This is a genomic window from Lacticaseibacillus brantae DSM 23927, assembly GCF_001436115.1.
Classification (GTDB): domain Bacteria; phylum Bacillota; class Bacilli; order Lactobacillales; family Lactobacillaceae; genus Lacticaseibacillus; species Lacticaseibacillus brantae.
In genome coordinates, this window is record NZ_AYZQ01000003.1 from 14,990 (window position 1) to 35,732 (window position 20,743).

The 20,743-nt window shown below is 46.8% G+C and carries 21 protein-coding genes; 7 read left to right on the forward strand and 14 right to left on the reverse strand.

The window, feature by feature from the left end; genetic code table 11:
• Window positions 1-178 precede the first annotated feature (178 nt).
• Together FC34_RS06240 and FC34_RS06245 are read right to left on the reverse strand one after the other, a co-directional pair.
• Window positions 179-2,005, reverse strand: a complete 1,827-nt coding sequence (locus tag FC34_RS06240; RefSeq protein WP_057894558.1) for a heavy metal translocating P-type ATPase — start codon at window positions 2,003-2,005, stop codon at window positions 179-181.
• Window positions 2,006-2,155: 150 nt separating this feature from the next.
• Window positions 2,156-2,860 carry a ferredoxin--NADP reductase gene (locus tag FC34_RS06245; RefSeq protein WP_057894559.1) on the reverse strand — a complete coding sequence of 235 codons (705 nt, stop codon included), beginning with the start codon at window positions 2,858-2,860 and terminating at the stop codon, window positions 2,156-2,158.
• 186 nt (window positions 2,861-3,046) lie between these two features.
• Here FC34_RS06245 and FC34_RS06250 point away from each other — a divergent pair, with 186 nt between their 5' ends.
• Window positions 3,047-3,517 (forward strand): MarR family winged helix-turn-helix transcriptional regulator, encoded by a 471-nt coding sequence (locus FC34_RS06250; RefSeq protein ID WP_057894560.1) that lies wholly within the window; start codon window positions 3,047-3,049, stop codon window positions 3,515-3,517.
• 290 nt (window positions 3,518-3,807) lie between these two features.
• Entirely contained in the window at window positions 3,808-5,703 is a 1,896-nt protein-coding gene (locus FC34_RS06255) for an LPXTG cell wall anchor domain-containing protein (protein WP_057894561.1), read from the forward strand.
• 179 nt (window positions 5,704-5,882) lie between these two features.
• Here the strand turns inward: FC34_RS06255 and FC34_RS06260 are convergent, their stop codons facing one another.
• From FC34_RS06260 to FC34_RS06295, 8 genes are all read right to left on the reverse strand, one after another.
• On the reverse strand, window positions 5,883-6,857 hold the full coding sequence (locus FC34_RS06260; protein WP_057894562.1) for an ABC transporter ATP-binding protein: 975 nt from the start codon (window positions 6,855-6,857) through the stop codon (window positions 5,883-5,885).
• Window positions 6,854-7,906: an ABC transporter ATP-binding protein gene (locus FC34_RS06265; protein ID WP_057894563.1), complete on the reverse strand. Its 1,053-nt coding sequence runs from the start codon at window positions 7,904-7,906 to the stop codon at window positions 6,854-6,856. Before FC34_RS06265 ends, FC34_RS06260 begins: the two co-directional genes overlap by 4 nt.
• An 11-nt stretch (window positions 7,907-7,917) precedes the next feature.
• Window positions 7,918-8,916 (reverse strand): ABC transporter permease, encoded by a 999-nt coding sequence (locus FC34_RS06270; RefSeq protein WP_057894564.1) that lies wholly within the window; start codon window positions 8,914-8,916, stop codon window positions 7,918-7,920.
• On the reverse strand, window positions 8,916-9,842 hold the full coding sequence (gene opp3b / locus FC34_RS06275; RefSeq protein WP_057894565.1) for an oligopeptide ABC transporter permease: 927 nt from the start codon (window positions 9,840-9,842) through the stop codon (window positions 8,916-8,918). The genes FC34_RS06270 and opp3b overlap by 1 nt, the downstream gene beginning before the upstream one ends.
• A 100-nt stretch (window positions 9,843-9,942) precedes the next feature.
• Entirely contained in the window at window positions 9,943-11,574 is a 1,632-nt protein-coding gene (locus tag FC34_RS06280) for a peptide ABC transporter substrate-binding protein (RefSeq protein WP_057894566.1), read from the reverse strand.
• A 294-nt stretch (window positions 11,575-11,868) separates the two neighbouring features.
• Complete coding sequence (locus FC34_RS06285; RefSeq protein WP_057894567.1) at window positions 11,869-12,309, reverse strand: Hsp20/alpha crystallin family protein; 441 nt, start codon at window positions 12,307-12,309, stop codon at window positions 11,869-11,871.
• A 137-nt stretch (window positions 12,310-12,446) separates the two neighbouring features.
• Window positions 12,447-12,851 (reverse strand): iron-sulfur cluster biosynthesis family protein, encoded by a 405-nt coding sequence (locus tag FC34_RS06290; RefSeq protein ID WP_057894568.1) that lies wholly within the window; start codon window positions 12,849-12,851, stop codon window positions 12,447-12,449.
• A 679-nt stretch (window positions 12,852-13,530) separates the two neighbouring features.
• Window positions 13,531-14,802 carry a S1C family serine protease gene (locus tag FC34_RS06295; RefSeq protein WP_057894569.1) on the reverse strand — a complete coding sequence of 424 codons (1,272 nt, stop codon included), beginning with the start codon at window positions 14,800-14,802 and terminating at the stop codon, window positions 13,531-13,533.
• A 164-nt stretch (window positions 14,803-14,966) separates the two neighbouring features.
• On the opposite strand from FC34_RS06295, the gene FC34_RS06300 reads away from it, so the two are divergent.
• From FC34_RS06300 to FC34_RS06320, 4 genes are all read left to right on the forward strand, one after another.
• Window positions 14,967-15,443, forward strand: a complete 477-nt coding sequence (locus FC34_RS06300) for a MarR family winged helix-turn-helix transcriptional regulator (protein ID WP_057894570.1) — start codon at window positions 14,967-14,969, stop codon at window positions 15,441-15,443.
• Between the two features lies 1 nt (window position 15,444).
• On the forward strand, window positions 15,445-16,197 hold the full coding sequence (locus FC34_RS06305) for a hypothetical protein (RefSeq protein ID WP_057894571.1): 753 nt from the start codon (window positions 15,445-15,447) through the stop codon (window positions 16,195-16,197).
• Between the two features lie 101 nt (window positions 16,198-16,298).
• Window positions 16,299-16,703, forward strand: a complete 405-nt coding sequence (locus tag FC34_RS06310; RefSeq protein ID WP_057894572.1) for a hypothetical protein — start codon at window positions 16,299-16,301, stop codon at window positions 16,701-16,703.
• 422 nt (window positions 16,704-17,125) lie between these two features.
• Entirely contained in the window at window positions 17,126-17,368 is a 243-nt protein-coding gene (locus tag FC34_RS06320; RefSeq protein ID WP_057894574.1) for a MerR family transcriptional regulator, read from the forward strand.
• A gap of 1 nt (window position 17,369) precedes the next feature.
• Here the strand turns inward: FC34_RS06320 and FC34_RS06325 are convergent, their stop codons facing one another.
• On the reverse strand, window positions 17,370-17,981 hold the full coding sequence (locus tag FC34_RS06325) for an ECF transporter S component (protein WP_057894575.1): 612 nt from the start codon (window positions 17,979-17,981) through the stop codon (window positions 17,370-17,372).
• 148 nt (window positions 17,982-18,129) lie between these two features.
• On the opposite strand from FC34_RS06325, the gene FC34_RS06330 reads away from it, so the two are divergent.
• The gene (locus tag FC34_RS06330) at window positions 18,130-18,687 is read left to right on the forward strand and encodes a TetR/AcrR family transcriptional regulator (RefSeq protein ID WP_268872378.1); all 558 of its coding nucleotides are present in this window, start codon (window positions 18,130-18,132) and stop codon (window positions 18,685-18,687) included.
• A gap of 53 nt (window positions 18,688-18,740) precedes the next feature.
• Here FC34_RS06330 and FC34_RS06335 read toward each other — a convergent pair whose 3' ends face one another.
• From FC34_RS06335 to FC34_RS06345, 3 genes are all read right to left on the reverse strand, one after another.
• On the reverse strand, window positions 18,741-19,223 hold the full coding sequence (locus tag FC34_RS06335) for a TspO/MBR family protein (protein WP_057894577.1): 483 nt from the start codon (window positions 19,221-19,223) through the stop codon (window positions 18,741-18,743).
• Between the two features lie 194 nt (window positions 19,224-19,417).
• The gene (locus FC34_RS06340; RefSeq protein WP_057894578.1) at window positions 19,418-19,744 is read right to left on the reverse strand and encodes a hypothetical protein; all 327 of its coding nucleotides are present in this window, start codon (window positions 19,742-19,744) and stop codon (window positions 19,418-19,420) included.
• 129 nt (window positions 19,745-19,873) lie between these two features.
• Window positions 19,874-20,683: an MBL fold metallo-hydrolase gene (locus FC34_RS06345; RefSeq protein WP_057894579.1), complete on the reverse strand. Its 810-nt coding sequence runs from the start codon at window positions 20,681-20,683 to the stop codon at window positions 19,874-19,876.
• Window positions 20,684-20,743: the final 60 nt, after the last annotated feature.

Here is a 20,743-nt window from a genome sequence, read left to right on the forward strand (position 1 = left end):
GTCTTTTCTCCCAGCGGAGCAGGTGCTTAGACCGAGGCGCTTGGCATTGTGAGCGCGTTTAGACTAACTAATATAACTGCGACGAAATCCTGCTGGTGGAACGCTGTGGGCGCGACTTGAAGCCCTGCAAAAAGCCGTCTGATAATAATATCAGACGGCTATTTGTGTGGTTTAAATTTTAGCCTTCCGTGGTCCTCAAATCCCCATCAGTCGAAGCGGCCAACTTGTGCCGTCCTGTCCGCGCCCGTAAGGCGTAAAGGATGGTGACGGTATCGATAACTTCTTGCAAAAGCGCCCCAATAATCGTTGGAATGAAGCCGAAAGCGGCGATGACCATCAGAATCAAACAGATAGCTATCCCAATTAACACGGCTTCACGAGCAATCACCATGGTGTCACGTGAAATGATCAAGGCGTCAGCAACCTTACCTAAGTCATCTTTTAAGACCACGGCATCCGCGGATTCACTGGCAGCGGTGGCACCGTGCGCGCCCATGGCAATCCCGACGTCAGCCACAGTGAGTGATGGCGCGTCATTGACGCCGTCCCCGACCATGACTACCGGCCGATTCTGCGCGTCGATGCTATCTAAGACCGCAATCTTCTCAGCAGGTAACTTTTCAGCAAAAACCGTATCGATCCCAGCTTCAGCTGCGACTTTTTCGGCGATGGCTTCTTGGTCACCAGAAATCATCATCAGTCGCTCAACCCCTAAGTCGTGCAGGCGAGTCATGGTTTCCGCGGCTTCTGGTCGAATGCGGTCAGTGAACGTAATGTAGCCCATGTAGGTGCCATCCACGTTGACATACACCGCCGTGGTATCGACATCGGCGGCAGCATCTGCGTAGCTGGCTTTCCCGACTTTGACCACTTGATTGTTAATAGTCGCTTGCACCCCGAAACTGGTCGCCTCTTCAACTGCACTGGCTGGTAATAACTGATCCACGTGTTCAGCTTTGACCAATGACCGGGCCAAAATGTGTCCCGATTGCTGTTCAGCTGAGGCTGCGAGTTGCAGCAAAGCCTTAGCATCCATTTTACCGACAGGCACAACTTTAGCTACTGACAGAATCCCGCTAGTGACTGTGCCGGTTTTATCAAAGGCAAAGGTCTTCGCGTTGGCAAGTTTCTCCAAAGTAGTCCCAGACTTCACAATAATCCCGTGGCGGCTGGTCCGGCTCATACCAGAAACCAAAGCGATTGGGGCTGCCAAAATCAATGGACATGGTGAGGCGACCACAAGCACTTGGGCGAAGCGAACTGGGTCACCCGTTAACCACCAAGCTAGGCCAGCAATGATATAGGCGACTAATGTGAATGGCACGGCATACCGATCAGCCATGCGGACAAAATGAGCAGGACGTGCTTCAGATTGTTGGACCAACCGGATAATCCCTTGATACTGACTGTCTGCAGCGATTTGATCAACGCGCATGGTCAAGGCACTATCGCCGTTAACTGTCCCAGACATCACTTGTATGTGCGGGCCCTTTTCAATCGGCTTGGATTCACCAGTCAGACTTGATTCGTCCACCATGCTCTCACCATCAATAACGGTCCCATCAACTGGCACTAACTCTTTAGGCCGGACGATTAACACATCACCGACTTGAACATCATCGACGCTGACGTCCTCAATCTCGGCCCCATGCTGCCGGTGGGCTTGAGTTGGCGCGTTATCAAGCAGGCTCTTGAGTTCCCGCTTGGCCTTATTCGCAGCATAATCCTCTAATGCGTCCCCACCTGTCAGCATCAAGAGCACAATCATTGATGCCCAGTATTGCCCGACAGCAAGTGTGGCGATTACCGCGGTAATTGCCAGCAAATCAATGCCAAACTTACCTGAGCGCAACGTTTGAATCATATCCCACAACATCACAAGCGCAATGAGCGAGCCCATCACTGTAATCAAAATCTGCGCCATTAGTGGCTGCTTTAACACCCCTAGAACCATGGCAACCGCACTCACACCAAGCACGGCAAATAATCGACGATAATTTCGCATCTCAATGGCCTCCTTGCTCATTTCTTATCTTTCTTACATTGTAACAGTTCTAATCTGAAGATTCCAGTTTAAATTGATTCTAATTTACTTGTACACAAAGAAAAAGACCCTCATGATGAAAGAACATCATAAAGGTCTAATTTTGCCGGGTTAATACCCGATTTGAATATCTTTAACAATTTGTTGTTTGGGAATACCGTGCGCCCTAAGAAAGGCGCCATTGGCCCTCACCACTTTCGAAGACCCAGACAAATAATAGTAAGCCGCTGCGCCGTAATCGTTAATCGCCGCTAAAATCTGCGCTTGCGCCTCTTTGCCTGATTCAACGGGTTGATACGTGAAGTTGTCGGCTCTCGATGACGTCTTGACGAAATCGTTAGCAAATAGATGGAATCCATGAGCAGACTGAATTAAGCGGACTGGGCGCGCATCACTGTTGGTCAGTGACAGACTCATTGCTCGAAACGGTGTCACCCCGACGCCACTGGCAATCATCACCGCTGGCGATTCGGCATCGTGAAACCCGAAGCTGCCAATGGGCCCCCGCAAGTTGACTCGATCGCCCGGCTGCAAATGAATCAAAACCGACTTATAGGCACTCGCCTTAGCGCCAATTCGAGTGCCAATCTTGATCCGATTCTCACTTGGAACAGCGGCGATGGAGAAAAATCTGAAGCCGCTGCCGGTATGCCGCTGATGTGGCAGTGTGAAGAAGCCAGCAGCCCCCGGTTTCCAAGTGAGATGCCGGTCTGTGGCGTACTGAAGAGTTATCACGTAATAATCTGCGGATGGATTTTCAATGGCAACAACCTCTAATGGTGTCGCCCGAAGAATGGAATGTGTAAGTTCTGTCATGGCTCTTCCTCCTTGAAATCAGAGCAGCAACTTAACTAAAAGTCGTTGCTCTTATAGTTCGCTAGCGAACTATAAGGTTAGTATAGGTCCATTGCGGCAATTTAGCAACCGATAAGTTAACTTCTTGAAATAGCAGACTGCGCTATAATGGATATAATTTAACCCATCCTCTAAAGGAGTCTAGTCATGGCCAACGAAACTATCCCAGAACTACTCAAGTCAATCAGCGTCATGTATGATAAGCAGTTCACCCAGCTGGTCCTCGCGAATAATGTCCTGCCAAATATTACCAGCACGCAGATGTCGGTTCTCCAATACATGGCCCAACACGAAAACGAAGTCATCAACCAACATCATTTACAAGAAGCCTTTAACTTAAGTAAATCCACCGTTAGTGGAATTGTGCAGCGGCTGCAAGCACACGGCTTTATCGACAGTCACCCGATGCCGGATGACAAGCGCTTCAACCAAATCGTGATCACGCCGGCCTTTCGCCAGCAGATGCAACAACACGATCAAGAATTTCAGCACCAACTTGAGGTGATGGCCAATCGCCTGGTGGAAGGCATGACCGCAGATGAAACTCAACAATTCAAACACTTATTAACGCTGAGTTATCAAAATCTCGCTAACATTGACGAGGTAAACAAGGACTAAAAAAGGTTGAGACAAATAACTTTTGTCTCAACCTTTTTGTGTGGAATAAAAACCTAGATTTTGACAACCAACAACTCTCGAATTTCGACTCGTATCAGCCATCCTAAATAATTCGAAATCTTCCGTAATAACGCCATTCTGTCACTATTCCATTTCCGGGAGCTCAACATTATATTCAATTCTAATGTAAAAAATTTTTCAATTGTGAAAAAAGTTCTTGATTTTGAAAATTAGAATATTAGAATTGAGAAGTACTTTTTATATATTTTGAATATTTGGAGGAAATGAACTTGACTAATTCTCGTTTTCAAAAATCATTATTAAAATCATCCTTGGCTTTGAGTATTCTTGTGCTGGGGGGCACTGGAGTTGCAGCATCCCAATCACATGCGGTCCATGCTGACACAGTCCAAACCGCAGCAAGCACTTCTACTAATCAAAGCACCGCGAACTCTGGTGTCACTTCTGATTCTTCTTTACCAACACCGGTACTCACATCAAGCACGGTTTCTGCAGGTCAAGACATTTCTGGCCAAATTGACATGAGTAAACTCCCTGCAGGTGGGAGCACTGGCGTTGAATTAACCGATCAAAATGGTACCGCAATTGGTGAAGCAATTCCTGATGCCGCAGGCAACTTTACTTTTAAAATGAATCAGCTTAATTTGGGCTCAACCGTCGCACCAAATTCAACCTACAATGTTTTTGTTGCCACAGTGGGTCAAGATGCTGACGGTAAGGCCACTATTCAAAGTAGTCAACCTGCAACAGTAACCGTCAATCCCCTGACGTTAGGCAGTCTTACCATTACGCCAGTGACCTCAGACAACCAAACCATCTCAGGTACAGCAAACGTGCCCGACTTACCTTCTGATTTTGGTTTAACTGCCCGCATTACAAATAATTCTGGGGATGTTGTCTCAGTTGCCGTTAATAGTGATGGTACCTTTACCGCTGCGAAATCGGACTTTGCACATGGTCTGCCAGCCGGATCTGCTTGGGTCCAGATTCAAGCTAAATCACAAGATGCAGCTGCACCCGTTAGTGTTGGTGCTCCTCAAAGCATTACTGTTCCTGATGGTCTAAACGTTTCTGTTCCAACCGGCACTGTGCCTGATGAACCAACATTCTCTGACGGAAATACCATTGCCATTGATTCAGCACTTCCCGTTCCAGTGGTCAATTCTGTTACTGAAGGCCAAGCTATTACTGGGACTATCGATACCAGCAAGATTCCAAGTGGTACTCGAGCGATTGAACTCGTTGATCAGAATGGTGCAGCCTTGGGTGAAGCGCCAATCAATCCCGATGGTTCCTTCTCTATCAGTCGCTTAAATCTCGGCTCAACTGTATCCCCTAACACCACCTACTATGCTTTCCTTCTGACTGAAGAGACCCAAGATGGTACCCCGACACTCGTCCGGAGTAGCTCCACTAAGGTCCTCATCAACCCTATTACATTAAATAGTGTTACGGTGAAACCCGTTTCCGATACAAGCGAAGCAGTAACTGGAAACGTAGATGTCAGTTCACTACCTGCTGGTTTTGAGCTGATTGCCCAGATCACTAACGAAGCGGGGGAAAGCACATCCGCCTTAGTTGACGACAACGGGAACTTCACGCTGAATAAGTCAGACTTGCCAAGCGGCTTACCAGCTGGTTCTAATTTCTGGATTCAAATCAAAGCAAAGGCAGCTGGCTCTGACGACAGTGTCAACGTTGGTGACGCAACAAAGACTACCGTGGCTGCCGCAGTTGCTCCAGGCTCTGATAACAATAACTCGGGATCTAGCTCCGAGAATTCAAGCAATGGCTCATCAGCGTCTGGCAGTACTGCCACAAACAGCGATAATTCAAGTTCAAATGCTGGCAACTCATCGACTGGATCATCGAATTCTGGTAACACCGGCAACTCAACTACTGGCAATACTTCAAACAGCAGCGAAAACAGCCAAAATTCTTCTGTTGATTCAACAAAGGACACTCATAATGTTTCAGCAATTGAAACACCCGCTTTAACTCATGCCGCTGGCCAAGCTGTAACAACAGCGACAGACCCCGCTCAACCTGACTTACCTCAAACAGGCGATGCTCAATCTAACACAGGTATTCTCGCCGCCATTGGTGCTGCTCTTGTAGCACTATTAAGTATGGTTGGGATTAACCTCCGTAAGAAGAACATCTAAGCACTCCATCAAGACGATTTAAAAAACATCCGTCAGTTTGTCCGCTTGTAATCCGACAAATCGGCGGATTTTTGTTGCCAAAGTTAATCAATCGCTTCAAAAGACCGCTCAAAATAAAAAAGGTTGAGACAAATAACTTTTGTCTCAACCTTTTTGTGTGGAATAAAGATTATCCAGTTTTATTGTTCTTGACTGACGCTTTGCGTGCCATGGCTTTCTTTAGCAGCATTCTGGTACCCGGCGACTTCGTCTTCTGAAGCAAAGACGAAGTGGCCTGGATAGACTTCAACCAAATCACGCTGCTTACCGTCATCTTCAGCTTCAGCAGCCGAGTAAGCAATTGGCTTACGATGCCGTTCTAAGCTTGGGTCGGGTACTGGAATCGCAGATAAGAGGCTCTGGGTGTACGGATGTAAGGGATGATTATAAACCTCATCTGCTGAGGCCAATTCAACCAAACGGCCATAATGCATGACCGCAATCCGGTCACTGATATACTTCACCATCGACAAATCATGGGCGATGAACAAGTAGGTCAACCCTTGACGATCTTGAATGTCCTTCAATAGGTTGACCACTTGGGCCTGAATCGACACGTCCAACGCGGAGATTGGTTCGTCGGCGATGATGAACTCGGGTTGCACGGCAAGAGCGCGCGCAATCCCAATCCGTTGCCGTTGCCCACCAGAGAATTCATGGGGATAACGCGTAGCATGGCTGGCATTGAGCCCCACTTCTTCCAACAAGGCTTGGACCTGTTGTTCCCGGTCCTGTTCGCTCTTAGCCAGATGATGGACATCGATGCCTTCAGCAATGATGTCTTGAACCTTCATCCGCGGATCAAGGGAGGCATAAGGATCTTGGAAAATCATCTGCACTTTGCGGCGAAAATCCAACATCGCTTTTGAACCATGCTTCAGTTTGGCGATATCATTGCCAGCGTACATGATTTCACCACTGGTTGGTTGATAGAGCCGAATAAGACTCCGGCCAGTGGTGGTTTTACCGGAACCGGATTCCCCAACCAAGCCTAAAGTTTCACCTTTATAAATATCAAAACTGATATCTTGAATCGCTTTGACTTCATTTCGCTTGCCTGGGTTAAACGTTTGTACCAGGTTGCGAATACTCAAGAGTACTTCTGGTTCACTCATGCGTTAACCCCCTTATTGGCGAATTTCTCTTCCCAAATCTGATGCCGCCGTTGGATTTCTGGAGGCAAGGTCACCTTGGGCGCTTGTGGATCTAGTAACCAAGTCGCTGCCGCATGTGTGGGTGAGACTTGGAAAAATGGTGGTTCTTGTTGCAAATCAATCGCCAAGGCGAATTCATTCCGCGCCGCAAACGCATCCCCAGCAGGCGGATTAATCAGGTTTGGCGGTGTACCAGGAATGGCATACAAGCGATCACTCTTAGTTTCTAGTGTTGGCATCGCTTCGAGCAATCCCCAAGTGTAGGGGTGCTGGGCGTTGTAGAAGATTTCATCCACTTGGCCGTATTCAATAATCTTACCGGCATACATGACAGCAACCCGATCAGCAATCCCGGCCACCACGCCCAGGTCATGGGTGATGAAAATAATCGAGGTGTCGATTTTTTCTTGGACTTCTTTCAGCAATTCAAGGATTTGCGCCTGAATTGTCACATCCAACGCTGTGGTTGGTTCATCGGCAATCAGAATCTTAGGATTGTTGATAATTGCAATCGCAATCACAATCCGTTGCCGCTGCCCACCAGAAAATTGGTGCGGATAGTCCTTCAACCGGGCTTTGGCGTTAGTAATCCCAACCAACTCAAGCACTCGCACGGCTTCAGCCAGTGCAGCTTTTTCGGAAATCTTGGTATGCAAGCGCAAGGGTTCAGCCACTTGCTTCCCAATAGTCATTGTGGGATCCAACGAAGTCATTGGGTCTTGGAAAATCATCGCAATATCATTCCCACGGAGATGCGTGAGTTCTTTCTCAGACATTTGAACAATATCTTTGCCTTCAAAATCAACGCTCCCACCAACGATTTTGGCATTGGAAGCTAACAAACCCATCAGAGTCCGCACGGTCACTGATTTCCCGGAACCAGATTCCCCAACAATGGCTAATGTTTCACCCTTGTTCAAGTGAAAATCCACGTCTCGAATCGCGTGCACAGTGCCAGCATAGGTTTTAAAATCAATCTCTAAATTTTTAACGTCTAATATTCTTTCCATTGCAGCCACCTCTAGCGTTGACTCTTAGGGTCAAATGCATCACGTAAACCATCAGCCAACAAGTTAAAGGCCAACATCAAGACCACAATCACGATTGCTGGGTAAATCAATTGGTAAGGTTGCGTCTGTAAGGCCTTTTGCCCGTCAGACAACAGCGTTCCCAGACTAGCCGTTGGCGCTGGCAAGCCAATCCCGATATAACTCAAGAAGGCTTCAAAGAAAATCGCCATCGGAATCGTGAACATCGTTTGAATGATGATGATAGAACTCAAGTTGGGCACCAAATGTTTCAGCGCAATTTTACCGCCAGATTCACCGACAGTTTTAGCGGCCAAAATAAATTCTTGGTCCCGTAATTGGAGCGTTTGCGCCCGAATCAACCGGGCCATTGTAATCCAGCCTGTCAGCCCGATCGCTAAGATAATTGACGTCATCCCTGGCTTAAAGACCAACAACATTAGGATAGCGACAACTAAGTTAGGCACAGAAGACACAATTTCAATCACACGTTGCATCACTGTATCGATTCGGCCGCCAAGCCAGCCGGAGATAATCCCGTAAGTGACCCCAATCGTTAAGTCAAACAAGGTCGCCACTAACGCGATAATCAAAGATACCCGGGTCCCAACAAAAATCCGGGAGAGCAGGTCCCGACCAAGATAGTCAGTCCCCAAGGCAAACCAGACATTTTTGCCGAGGCCAGCATACTTATCGACTCCATCTTGGTAACCATTGAAACCAGGAATGTTCCAGTTAGCAATTTTCGGTGGCAAATTCGTGTAGGCCAGGCTACCCTTATTGGGGTTCGCTGGTGAAATGAATATTGTCATCACTGAGACAATCGCGATGATGATAATCACCCATAAGGAGACAATCGCCACTTTATTCTGGCGTAAGCGCCGCATCGCATCCTGAGTGAATGTTAAGGCCGGCGTGGTAATTTTCTCTTTTTCTGTTGAATCAACCGTTACTCGCTTAAACAAGTCCGGCGAAAGTTTTGCATCAGCCATTAGTTTGCCTCCTCATTCAAGCGAATTCGTGGATCAATCACACCATACAGGATATCCACAATCAAGATGACGACGGTTAACATGAACGAGTACATGATGGTCAAGCCCATGATAACTGGATAGTCATTGGTCGTAATGGACTTAACGAATTGTTCCCCAATCCCAGGAATGGCGAACACATTTTCAACCACCAATGACCCAACCATCAAGTCAACAGCCATGGGGCCAATAATCGTGACAATGGGAATCATCGAATTCCGCAGTGCGTGGTTGGCCACGGTTTGCCAGCGAGTTTCCCCTTTGGACCTGGCTAATTCAATGTAATCAGAGTTCAAGACATCGACCATTTCAGTTCGCATGAACCGCGCGGTGTTAGCCAATGGTGCCATGGCTAACGCGATTGTTGGCAAAATACTGGATGAGAAGCCATCCCACAAGGCAATTGGGAACAAGCGCAGTTTGTAGGCCAAGAAGAATTGTAACAACGCCGCAAAGACGAAGTTAGGAATTGACCGACCCAGAATAGCAAAGATGGTTGCCACTGAGTCAACCCAAGTGTTCTTGCGAATGGCAGCGACTGCCCCAAGCAAAATCCCGAGTAAAGTCCCAAGAATCATTGCTTGCAGCCCTAATTGTAATGATGGTCCAATCCGCGACATGATTAGGTAGCTGACTGATTGGCCAGAGAATTGGAAGGACATCCCCATATCACCATGCAATAAGCCCAGCATATAGGAAAGGTATTGTTGCCAAACGGGCTTATCCAACCCATATTGCGCCTTCAAGGCTTCAATTTGATCGGGTGGTAATTTTGGATTATTAAATGGTGTCCCAGGCAGTAACTTCATTAAGAAGAAGGTAATGCTGGCAACCAAGAACAAGGTCAAAATTAAGTAGCCCACCCGTTTTAAGATGTACTTTATCATAACGTTACTCCATTCTAGTCAGAGGTTGATGCTTACGACGTGAAGGCACTGTGAAAATAAAAAGCGGAACCCACTTTCTGAGTCCCGCTTTCAAAGTCCGCTACTTCAAGTAAGCATTCACAAAGTTGTACATGTTTGCTGGACTGTATTGCAAATCGTGCATCTTCTTGTTTACTAAGTGAGTTTGGGCCCGTTGGTAAATTGGGATAATCCCTTGTTCCTTAGTTAAGATTTCTTGCGCCTTCAACAAGTCGTTCCAACGTGCTTCAGGGTTGGTGGCATCTTTACCCTTACTATCAGCAATCAACTTGTCGTAGTCAGCGTTAGACCACTTACCGTTGTTGTAGCTGTTAGAAGAAGTAAACATATCTAAGAAAGTAATTGGATCTGGGAAGTCAGCACCCCAAGCAGAGATAACCATGTCGAATTGACCATTTTGTGAGCGAGTCAAACGTGTCTTAAATGGCACGCTTGAAATCGTCAACTTTAAGCCAGGCAAGTCTTCCAAAGCACTTTGGAAGTATTCAGATGACTTCTTGGCGACGTCCGTGTCATCAGTGAGTAATTCAAGGTTCAAGGACTTCACGTTGGTTTCTTTCAGACCTTCGCTCCAAAGTTTCTTAGCTTCAGTCTTGTCGTACTTCGTGTATTGAGAAGTGGTCTTAGCCGCTTCCTTACTGAAGTCTTCACCCGTAGTTGGGTTCTTGGCTAAGTTTTCAGGCACCAAACCAGTTGGTGCAACAGAAGAATCTTGTAAGACCTTATCGATGAATTCTTTCCGATTCAAGCTCATTGAAATGGCTTGACGTAACTTTTCATTCTTCAAGGCTGGCGTCTTCTTCTCGTTCAATTCAAGATAGAAGGTTGTCGCTTGCTTCAATGCGGTAACGTCCTTCATTGTCTTGGCTTGAGCCGCTTGGGCACCAGACAAGGTGGCGTCATCAAGCTTACCTGATTGATACAAGTTCATTGCTGTAGAAGGATCTTTAATCACTTGAACATTAATCTTGTTCAACTTAACATTCTTAGCGTTCCAGTAATCTTTGTTCTTCACTTCGTTCCAAGAATTGCCGGTACCATTCCAGTTCTTCAAGATGAATGGGCCGTTAGAAACGATGTTGTCGGAATTAGTGCCGTAGTTCTTACCGGCCTTTTCAACCACTTTTTGGTTTTGAGGGAAGAACACTGGGTTCACCATCATTGTGCCAAAGTATGGAATCGCATGGTCCAGGGTAACTTCAAAAGTCTTATCGTCAATTGCTTTAACGCCTAAGGTGCTGGCGGCTTTCTTACCAGCCATGATGTCATCGGCGTTGACAATACCGCTAAATAAGTAAGCATATTGCGACTTGGTCTTAGGATCGATGGCCCGCTTCCAAGCAAAGACGAAATCTTGCGCCGTCACAGGGTCACCGTTACTCCACTTTGCATCACGTAATTTGAACGTGTATGTCTTCCCGTCGTTGGTTGGGGTGACAATCTTTGAAGCCATTGCAGGTTGCAAGTCAGAACCAGCATAGCGATACAAACCATCCATTGTATCCACGAGTGCTTGGCCACTAATTGCGTCAGTTACCACTGCGGAATCCATACTGGAAATGACGTCGCCTTCCATTCGGCTCCAGGTTTTTGTATCGGTTGAACTAGAGCTTTGATTCCCACCACAGGCAACTAAGAATAATGCTGCCACTGCGACACCGGCTAAGACGCCGAGACGTTTGTTAAATCGCATTTGTCATCCCTCCATCAATTTGTTATGAAAATTCTACATTAAGGAAAGATTAAAGTAAAGCGCAAATTCTTACAAAAGACTCAGATTATTCAAAAAGTTTAGTGTTTATGCGGATTTATAGAAATTAAGAAAATTATTTTTAGGTGGAATAACCGGCGTTCTTTAACGATTGAGTAGCCAATGCTTATGTATAAATGGTGCTTATCTTATTCTCATAATCAAAAAAAGCCACGCAACCTTCAGAGAAGTTGCGTGGCTTAAAATGGTATCAAATTCAGATCTCAATAATTGAAATTACTTAATTTCGATGTGATGGCTATTGTCTGGTTGACTGGTCAACTTTGGCAAGTTGATGGTCAACACACCGTCAGCGTATTGGGCGTCAATGTTTTGTTCATCAACATTTGGTAGGCGGTAACTCCGGCTCATTTGGCCATAATTACGCTCGCTCATCAACAAGTTACCTTCACTGTCTTCATGATCAGTGAAGTCGTCTTTTTTCACGCTAATACTCAACACATTATTTTGATAGTGCAATTGGATATCTTTCTTGTCAATTCCAGGCACATCGACCTTAGCCACATAAGCCTTGTCGGTCTCTTTAATGTCAGTCTTCAAAACCCGATCGTTTAAAACCGCGCGCTCAGGCATGAAGCCATTGAAAAACTGCCGTCCCATGTCGCCAAAGAATGGATCAGTCAACCAATCATTTGAACGTGCTACTTCATTTGCCATATTGAAAACTTCCTTTCTGTTGGAGCCTGGCTCCTTCTTGATTACAAATACAGTATACCACCAATTAGCACTCTTGTTAATAGAGTGCTAATTCTGTTGCAAAAAAAAACGACGCCACAATAGCGTCGCCAGTTAGACTAGCAAATCTTGCCGCCTAAAGCTTTCATTTCTTCACGTAAAGCCTGATCTTCTTTGGTTGGAGCAGTATATTCATCAATCATGACCGCGCCATCAAGAATCCCGCTATCATCACGAAGAACTAATGAAGCATTCTTGAAATCTAAGGTCAACCCGTGACCGAGGTATAAGGTTTCAGGTTGTGCAGTGGTCAGGTCTAAGTTGGCGTTATTATCTAAAGGTAAGCTGTACTCAGCGTCAGCGGCATTTGAAACCACGAGCTGGAACTTATTACCGATTGCACAGGAACCGCCAAGTTTAGAGAACTTGCTGGAACCATCGTCTAATGCCAGGAAAATGTGGCGATCAGGAGCAACCTTCTTATCTAAATATTCTTTTGCAGCATCGCGTACGTTGATTTCCATCATATTACCGCCTTTCAGAAATTGTCGGAAAATAGATTGTGTACAATCTATTTACAAGTTCTACAATACACGCTTGGAGGACCGCGGTCAAGTATTCGACTTCTTGATTTTCTGAAAAACAGCCGAAACCCTAATTTAAGTGGGTTTCTATGTGTTTGACGGCCAATTAGCCACAATAGTTGAGCACAATCCCCACATTTTGTCCCCAACGGTTATCCACATGCGATTTTTTTGACCCCCAAAATCTTGTAGCAACTTAAAAAACTGACACCAGATTTCGCGTTCTAAATTTTCAAGTCTTTTTTCTCGAGACACCTTTTATCCACACGCAAGCAATGTTCGAATTTCTAAAAAATCGGGCTTGAAACCCCGCCAGGCCATTGGCGTACATACGTTTGCTGCAGTGAAAGTTTTTTTATCCACAGGTTATCCACCTCCTGTTCAAAACTTTGTCCACCTCCAAAAAAGTGAGTTATGAACAGTATCCACAGAGTTATCCACAGGTTGGCTTAGATTTTATCCCCGAAAGTCATCCACATCCACCCTTTTTCACCTGAACGATTCCCGCTTTTGGGCGGACAGACTTCGGAGTCTATAGTTCCAGCTCGACCAATTGTTCCTGACTGGCACAAAAATGGCGGTCTCCACAGGATTGCGAAGACCGCCACTTTATTGGTGATTAATTTGAGCTGCTAGAACTGGTTGTCAGCTGACTGGCTGTTTGGTCAAGTTTCACTTCGACAGTAGCCTTCTTGCTGCCACGATAGTAGGTGACGGAAACCGTGTCGCCCACCTTATGTTTGTACAAGGCGGTGTGCAAATCAGCTAAACTAGTGATCTTAGTATCATCCAGACCAACAATCACATCATATTGTTTCAGACCGGCTTTCTTAGCCACACTCGTGCTGGTGAAGCCAGCGATGACCACCCCATCTTTAACGGATGAAGGTAATTTCAGAACGGAAGACTGTTGCGCCGCAGAGACAGACGACAAATCACGCACTGTCACGCCAAGGGCGGGGCGAACGACTTTTCCGTCAGCCACAAGTTGATTGATGATGCTGACCACTTCGTTACTTGGAATGGCAAAGCCCATCCCTTCAACAGTGGCGTTGCTGCCGGTTGATCCCGACAACTTCATTGAGTTAATCCCAATGACTTGCCCAGCTAAGTTAATCAAAGCACCACCAGAGTTCCCCGAGTTGATTGCGGCATCTGTTTGAATAACAGTAGCTTGGCCGACAGTTTGGCCAGTGGTTTCATCAGGCACATCGACTGTCCGGCTCTTAGCTGAAACAATCCCTTGGGTCACACTAGTCGCATATTGTGAGCCCAGTGGGGAACCAATAGCTAAGACCGTTTGGCCAGCTTCAATCTTGCTGGAATCTCCGAAGCTTGCCACAGTATTAATCTTGCTGCCATCAATTGATAAGACAGCTAAGTCACTGACGGAGTCCGTGCCGACCAATTTAGCGGTCAACTTGGTCCCATCACTGAGAATAACTTCCAATTTATCAGATCCGGAAACGACGTGATTATTCGTCACAATGTATGCCGTGCCGTCCTTCTTCTGATAAATGACACCTGACCCTTCACTGACTTCTTCTAACGAGCTACTGCTAGAACTGCCAGACGATTGGGTGCTACCACCGAACAAATCGCCAAAGTCATCCAGGCCACTACTTGTTGATTGCGCTTTTTGCATATTCACAACTGAAACTACCGCGTTCTTGACCCTAGCAAATGCTGTCTGACTGGCACTGCTTTGATTAACTGAAACATTGGAGACTTGTGTTGTCCCAGCGGTCTTACTTGAAGTCGTAACCCCAAGGTCTTGAGAGTTCGCATTGGAAAACCCGTAATACGCAGCCCCGCCACCGACGCCACCACCAATTAAGGCAGCAACAACAGCGACAACGGCCACAGTTTTATTACTTGATTTCTTATCCATGATGAATCCTCCTCAGATATTTTCTCTGAATTCTATAACATCACAATAGCGCGAGGTTTTGACGAAATTGTGAACAAGCTCTGGTCAAATCTGGGACATTCCTCGGATTTTCATTTCTAAAATAGTTTAGTGCTATACTATATGAAACGAAAAGAGGCGATTTTTTGGCACCGGCAGACTTCAACCAACTCGTCGAACAGTTCCTCAAGCTCAATAATACCCTGGCCGCGATTCAAAAACAGCCAGTTAACATTGCACCAGGCACACAACTCAGCACCAGTGCCTTGCACCTCATCGCGCTCATTGGCCAGTATCCCCTGACCACGGTGACAGAACTCGCCCAAAAAGCCGGTCTCACCAAAGGCGCCGTGTCCCAACAAGTGGCTAAGCTTATCCAAGCCGAACTGGTGCAAACAACGCAAGTAGCCACCAATAAAAAGAACAAACTGCTGAAGCTCACAGCCGCTGGGCAGGCCATCAACCGTGCGCATACGCAATTACACGCGCCACTGTATGCGTCAGTTCAGGCCATGCTCGACGCCTTTTCACCCGCGCAACGACAAGCGTTGCAGCAGATGATCGACCAAATTACCACCAGTGTCATTGATTACCAACACGCGCTAACGAAGGGAGACGATTAGAATGCCAAATATGAGGTTCTTGATTAACAATCAAGCAGTGCCCGCGGCAGTGATTGATGCCTGGGAGTTGAACCGTTTAGACCACGAATATCGTTTTTTGGCCAAACGCGGTTTAACGCTAGCGACTGCCCCATCGGCTGCGCATCTAGATGAAGACCGCGTTGCATTAGCGCAGCTCAAGGCCCAGCAGTCGCCTGAGTTTTTTCGGAAACTGCTCAAACGCCGGTATCAATTAGGCAACTTCGCCTCCAAACTCGCTGCTTGGGTTTCCCACGGGCGCCGCAAATTCAGCGTGACCGAAATCGTGGTCGCTCAGTCAGACTTGAGCACAGCGCAAGTCATGGCCGCAATCGAAGCTATTATGTTAGAAAACACCCCGGCCCATCAACAGATGAATCTATCCACAAATCCGGATCATTTTGTCCTCGAAAGCCCTGGCCCCAAGGAACAGGAAGTGCTAGAAATCACTGGGGGCTCACCGTTGCCCAATCGTTTCTTTGCGACATACGGGGACGAGTCGGGTCTCAGGTCGCAATTAACTCCCGGCTACACCCAACAAGCCGCCGGTACCGCCCGACTCGCTGATGGCACCATCATCGGTGGTGTTCGCCATCAAATTAAACCTGAAGGCGATGGCTTTCGATTTAAAGCCCTTGTTGAGTTTCCAGCGATTCTCCCCAACCACATCATTCATCAGCATCAATATCATCTTGCCTGCGAGTTCAGACAGTGGCTGACTGATGTTCTGGGTTGAGATAGCCGGCATAAGGTAACAAAATTGTGCGAGAAACTAGATTGACGTCATGACTGTTTGCGCTTACACTTACGGCAAATGGAGGAATGGAGTGATTTTGGATGGATATCACCCAATTAACGCAGCAGTTGCAAAGCCACTCACCGGAACAAATTCTCGATCCTCAAGCAGTTCGCTTACTCTTTGCCTTATCAACCAGCTGGAAGTCAAAGCTGCATTTGAAAAATCGCGTCACGACTTTTCTGACCGGCTTTGCGTTTCAGGGCCAGTCGCAGCAGTTGGCAAGTGATAGCAGCGTGCCTTATGATGATGCCCACTTCCTGGCTGACCTGGATCAACAGTTGGCGGCGCAACATTTGCCGCAAACACTCGCCTTGACCGACAAAAACATTTTGAACGGCCTACACTTCACCGATGACATCGGTGTGTTGAATCAACTGGTCGCGGCTGGCGCGGGCACGCTATTAACGCTGCAAAGTCAGACCGAAATCAGCCTGTCAAACTAATAAAAGCGCCCGGGGCACCATGCCCTGGGCGCTTTTTGTTATTTCAGAAAAATAAATTTCACACCCAATACCAAAGCAACAATCCAGACTAAAAGCGAAGTTAGTGTCCGCTCGAAAATGTCCATAATAAGATTGAAAATATCTTCCCCATCAACTATCGGAATTAACCAAGTCGGGATGAGAAACGCTGAAACCACACATGCCACAATCAAAAACCAGCCAATCTGGTGAACCAACTTTAGATTTTTCAACAACATCATCACGCCCCCCTTTTGTGGTCATTATCGAACGTGTGACTGGTCTGCGCAATTAAAATTGCTTGGTGTTTTACGCAACCGCGAAGAGATTACCACGGCACGATGCCATCTGTATCCGAGAAAGTGCCGGTCACATCATTAGTCGAGGACGTTGCCAATTGAATCGTGGTGACAGGCAGCGTTGAGGCGTTCGTAATTGTCGAGCGCAAAACCGGCATGCCTGTCAAAGAAATCCAAGCTTACTATGCACTCATACGACAAGGGCCCGGAACGGTGGCCAAACGCCTCGCCATTCTCGAAGCCCAAAAGGCGAAAGTTGAAGCCGACATCCAGGAAAAATATACCGAAATTGCGCACATTGACCATAAGATTTCACAATATCAAGCCGGGCTCAAAGGTTATCTGTGAGCTAAGCCTTGGCTATTTTACCAGGCTTCAAATGGGTAGCCGCAATAATCGCCTTGACTAAGATTGGCGTCAAAATCGCCGCCCCAATCATTTCAGAAATTCCGTTGGTCCCCACGATGGTTAACAGAACTTTCATTAAACCACTCGCGCTGACGCCATACGCTGATGCCACAGGGTTAGTGTATAATGTTCCCATGAAGAACAGCACTAGAACAGTATTAGTTAAACTCCCAGCAATGGCAGCAATGACTGAGGCGACATAAAGATTCCCTCGCTTTTTATACCACCAGCCAAACAAAGCGCCAGCGACTAACCCGACAAGCACCCGCGGGACAACGGAGACGATCGGATTAGTGAATACTAAGGTGTCTAACGGTGTACTTGGCGAGGTAAAGGCCCGGACAATCGTGCCAATGCCCCATACCAAGCCAATGAACATCCCGTCCACTGGGCCTAAGATAATGGCCGCCACAATAACGGTAATATGAATAATCGTTAAACTCGTAATCCCTAGCGGAATAAAACCGAGAAATGGAATCATAGCTTGTAACATAATCAATGCGGTTAAAATGGCACGAATCGCCAACCGATAACTTTTAGTTTGTGTATTCATCAGGCTGCTCCTTCGGTATTAACTTAATGACACCTGTGTCATTGGGAGCAGTATACTTCAAAATGACACGCGTGTCACTATTTTTGTGAGGTGAAAAATTACGGCTCAAACAAACGTCCAACGGAAGCAGCAAAAACGTGATCAAATTCTGCACAGTGCCCGCGAAGTCTTCGTCCAAAAAGGCTTTATCGGCGTCACCATGAAAGATATCATTGACGCCACCGGTATCAGCCGCGGTGGCATCTACCTTTACTTCGATTCGGTTGAGGCGGTTTTCACTGCGGTGATTCAACAGCGGAGCAATCGCACCTACGAAACTGTCCAGCAAGCCGTGGCAGCCAATCAGCCTTTTGAAACTGTGTTGACTGATTATTTGGCTGGTCATGCCCGGCGTTTGCAGAGCCAACTGGATGGCAGTCTATTACGGGCGACTTACGAGTACTACTTCACCCATAAAGACGGCGCGACCGTCGATTTTCAGCAGCAGCAACTGGCCAATACCCAAGCCACCATTGAAATGATTCTGGACTTGGGTGTCACCCAACATGTGCTCAAGGATCAAGGGCTGTCAGGAATTGCGGCCAACTGGATGTTTCTGATTGAAGGGATGAGTACGTTAGCGTTAACCGGCGGCATTGCCGCAGCCCAAATCAATGCGCAATTTACGCTCATGCGTCGCCTCCTCCCTTACGCTCAAACCAACTAAAAAGCCACTGACCAGATAATTATCTGGCTAGTGGCTTTTTAACTTTTCATCCATCAGTTTAATAACGCCACCCCAAGGGTAAGATAGGTGGCAAAGAATAACCAGAGTAAGTATGGAATGAGTAGGTACGCCGCGGCTCGGTTGACGAAGCTAAAGCGCCGGATGCACATGATGACAACCGCATCGAGCAGAATAATAATGATGAGCCCAATAAAATACTGATTGCCGCCAAAGAAGACAATACTCCAACCAAAATTAAGCACTAGCTGGCTGACAAACAACCAGAAATTAGTTCGAGCGGCAGCACGCGTTGAACTATCATTTAAAACCAGATAGCCTGAGATCCCAATCATTAAGTACAGAATCGTCCAGACTGGGCCAAACACGGCCGCCGGTGGGGACAAAATAGGCAAATTCAGCGCTAGATAGTGACTTTTAATATCACCAGCTAAGAGGCCCGATAGAATCCCAATAATTTCCACCACCACAATAAAAATCAAAAGATGTCGCCAATTTATTTTATGTTTTGCACTCATAGTCGTTCCCCCTTATTTAAAGCTTAGCATGTTGGTTTGGCCAAACTAAAGAAATCGGGTTAAGGGGTTTTATGGCACCAAATAGGCCGCGCGAGTGGCTTTAATTGTCAAAGCATTGCCTGATTTAGACATAAAAAGCGCCTCAATGAATAGCTCATCATTGAGGCGCTTTAACTTTTTCGTTGATTTTTCAATTACAGCCCGCCGTTGAGACCGCCATTCCAAATAATACCTGTGCCCAGCCCCGGCAGGTTTCCCTTACCATGAGAGATATCATCAAGTTGTGTCAAAATGGCATAGGCGTCATCGTTCACCCGCATGCGCTGGCCATTGACTTCAAAATAAATGTTCCCGACAAACCACGTGAGAATCACTTGGGTCGATTGGTTACGCTTTTGAATCGCAAGAATCGTATCCGCCACCTCTTTGATGAGCGCTGGTTGCTCCGGTGTGTTGACTTTCGCGAACTGAGTGAGCAAATCAATCACTTTCTGATCCAACAAATCCGACTTCTTCGACATGGCCACCCCTCCAATTTATTGTCCACAGTCTAACCCTGTAGCTTCAAAATGACAACAAAAAAGCTGGCCCGCTGGGACCAGCTTCGCGTTAATAATCATTTTCAACCAGGCTTGACTCGCCCGCAGGGTCTACACTACAAATAGTGGATCAGCGATGGCTGGATCAGTGTCATAGACATCAAAGTCATGGCCAACTGCTAAGCCTTGTTGTTGCAACATTGAGGCCACAGTCATGTGCGCGAGCGGCTTCATATTGTTGTGCGGTGACAAGTGCCCAAGATAGATGCGCTTAGTGCGTAAGCCAATCATGTCCATGATGGCATTGGCCCCATCTTCATTCGATAAATGCCCTGTGTCTCCCAGAATCCGTTGCTTCAATGGCCATGGATATGGCCCCATCCGCAACATTTCCAGGTCATGGTTGCATTCCATCAGGTAGGCATCAGCATCCCGGATGGTTCCCGCAATAGCGTCCGACACATAGCCGGTATCGGTCAGGACGGCAAAAGCCTTATCGTCATGGTGAAATTGGTAAAACTGAGGTGCTGCCGCGTCATGGGAGACGCCAAAGCTCTCGATATCCAAATCATCTAATGAGAGCGTGGTACCCATCTCAAAGATTTTAAGTTGATCCGCCGGTAAATTACCCACACTACTTGGCAAAGCCGCAAACGTTGGCGCATTTGCGTAAATATTGAGTTTTGGATAGCGGCGCGCCAACACCCCGACCCCCTTGATATGGTCGGTATGTTCATGCGTGAGAAATAAGCTATCCACATCGCTCATCTTGCGATCAATGCTAGCTAAGAGTGACTCTAACTTCTTACCGGAAAACCCTGCATCCACGAGCACCTTGTGCTTGGGTGTTTCAATATACGTGGCATTGCCGGAACTACTGCTTGCCAATACTGAAACGCGCATCCCAAAATCTTCAACCATGTTTGCTGGCCTTCCCTTCACCTAAACTACGGCTATTCTATCACTAATTCTATACTGATG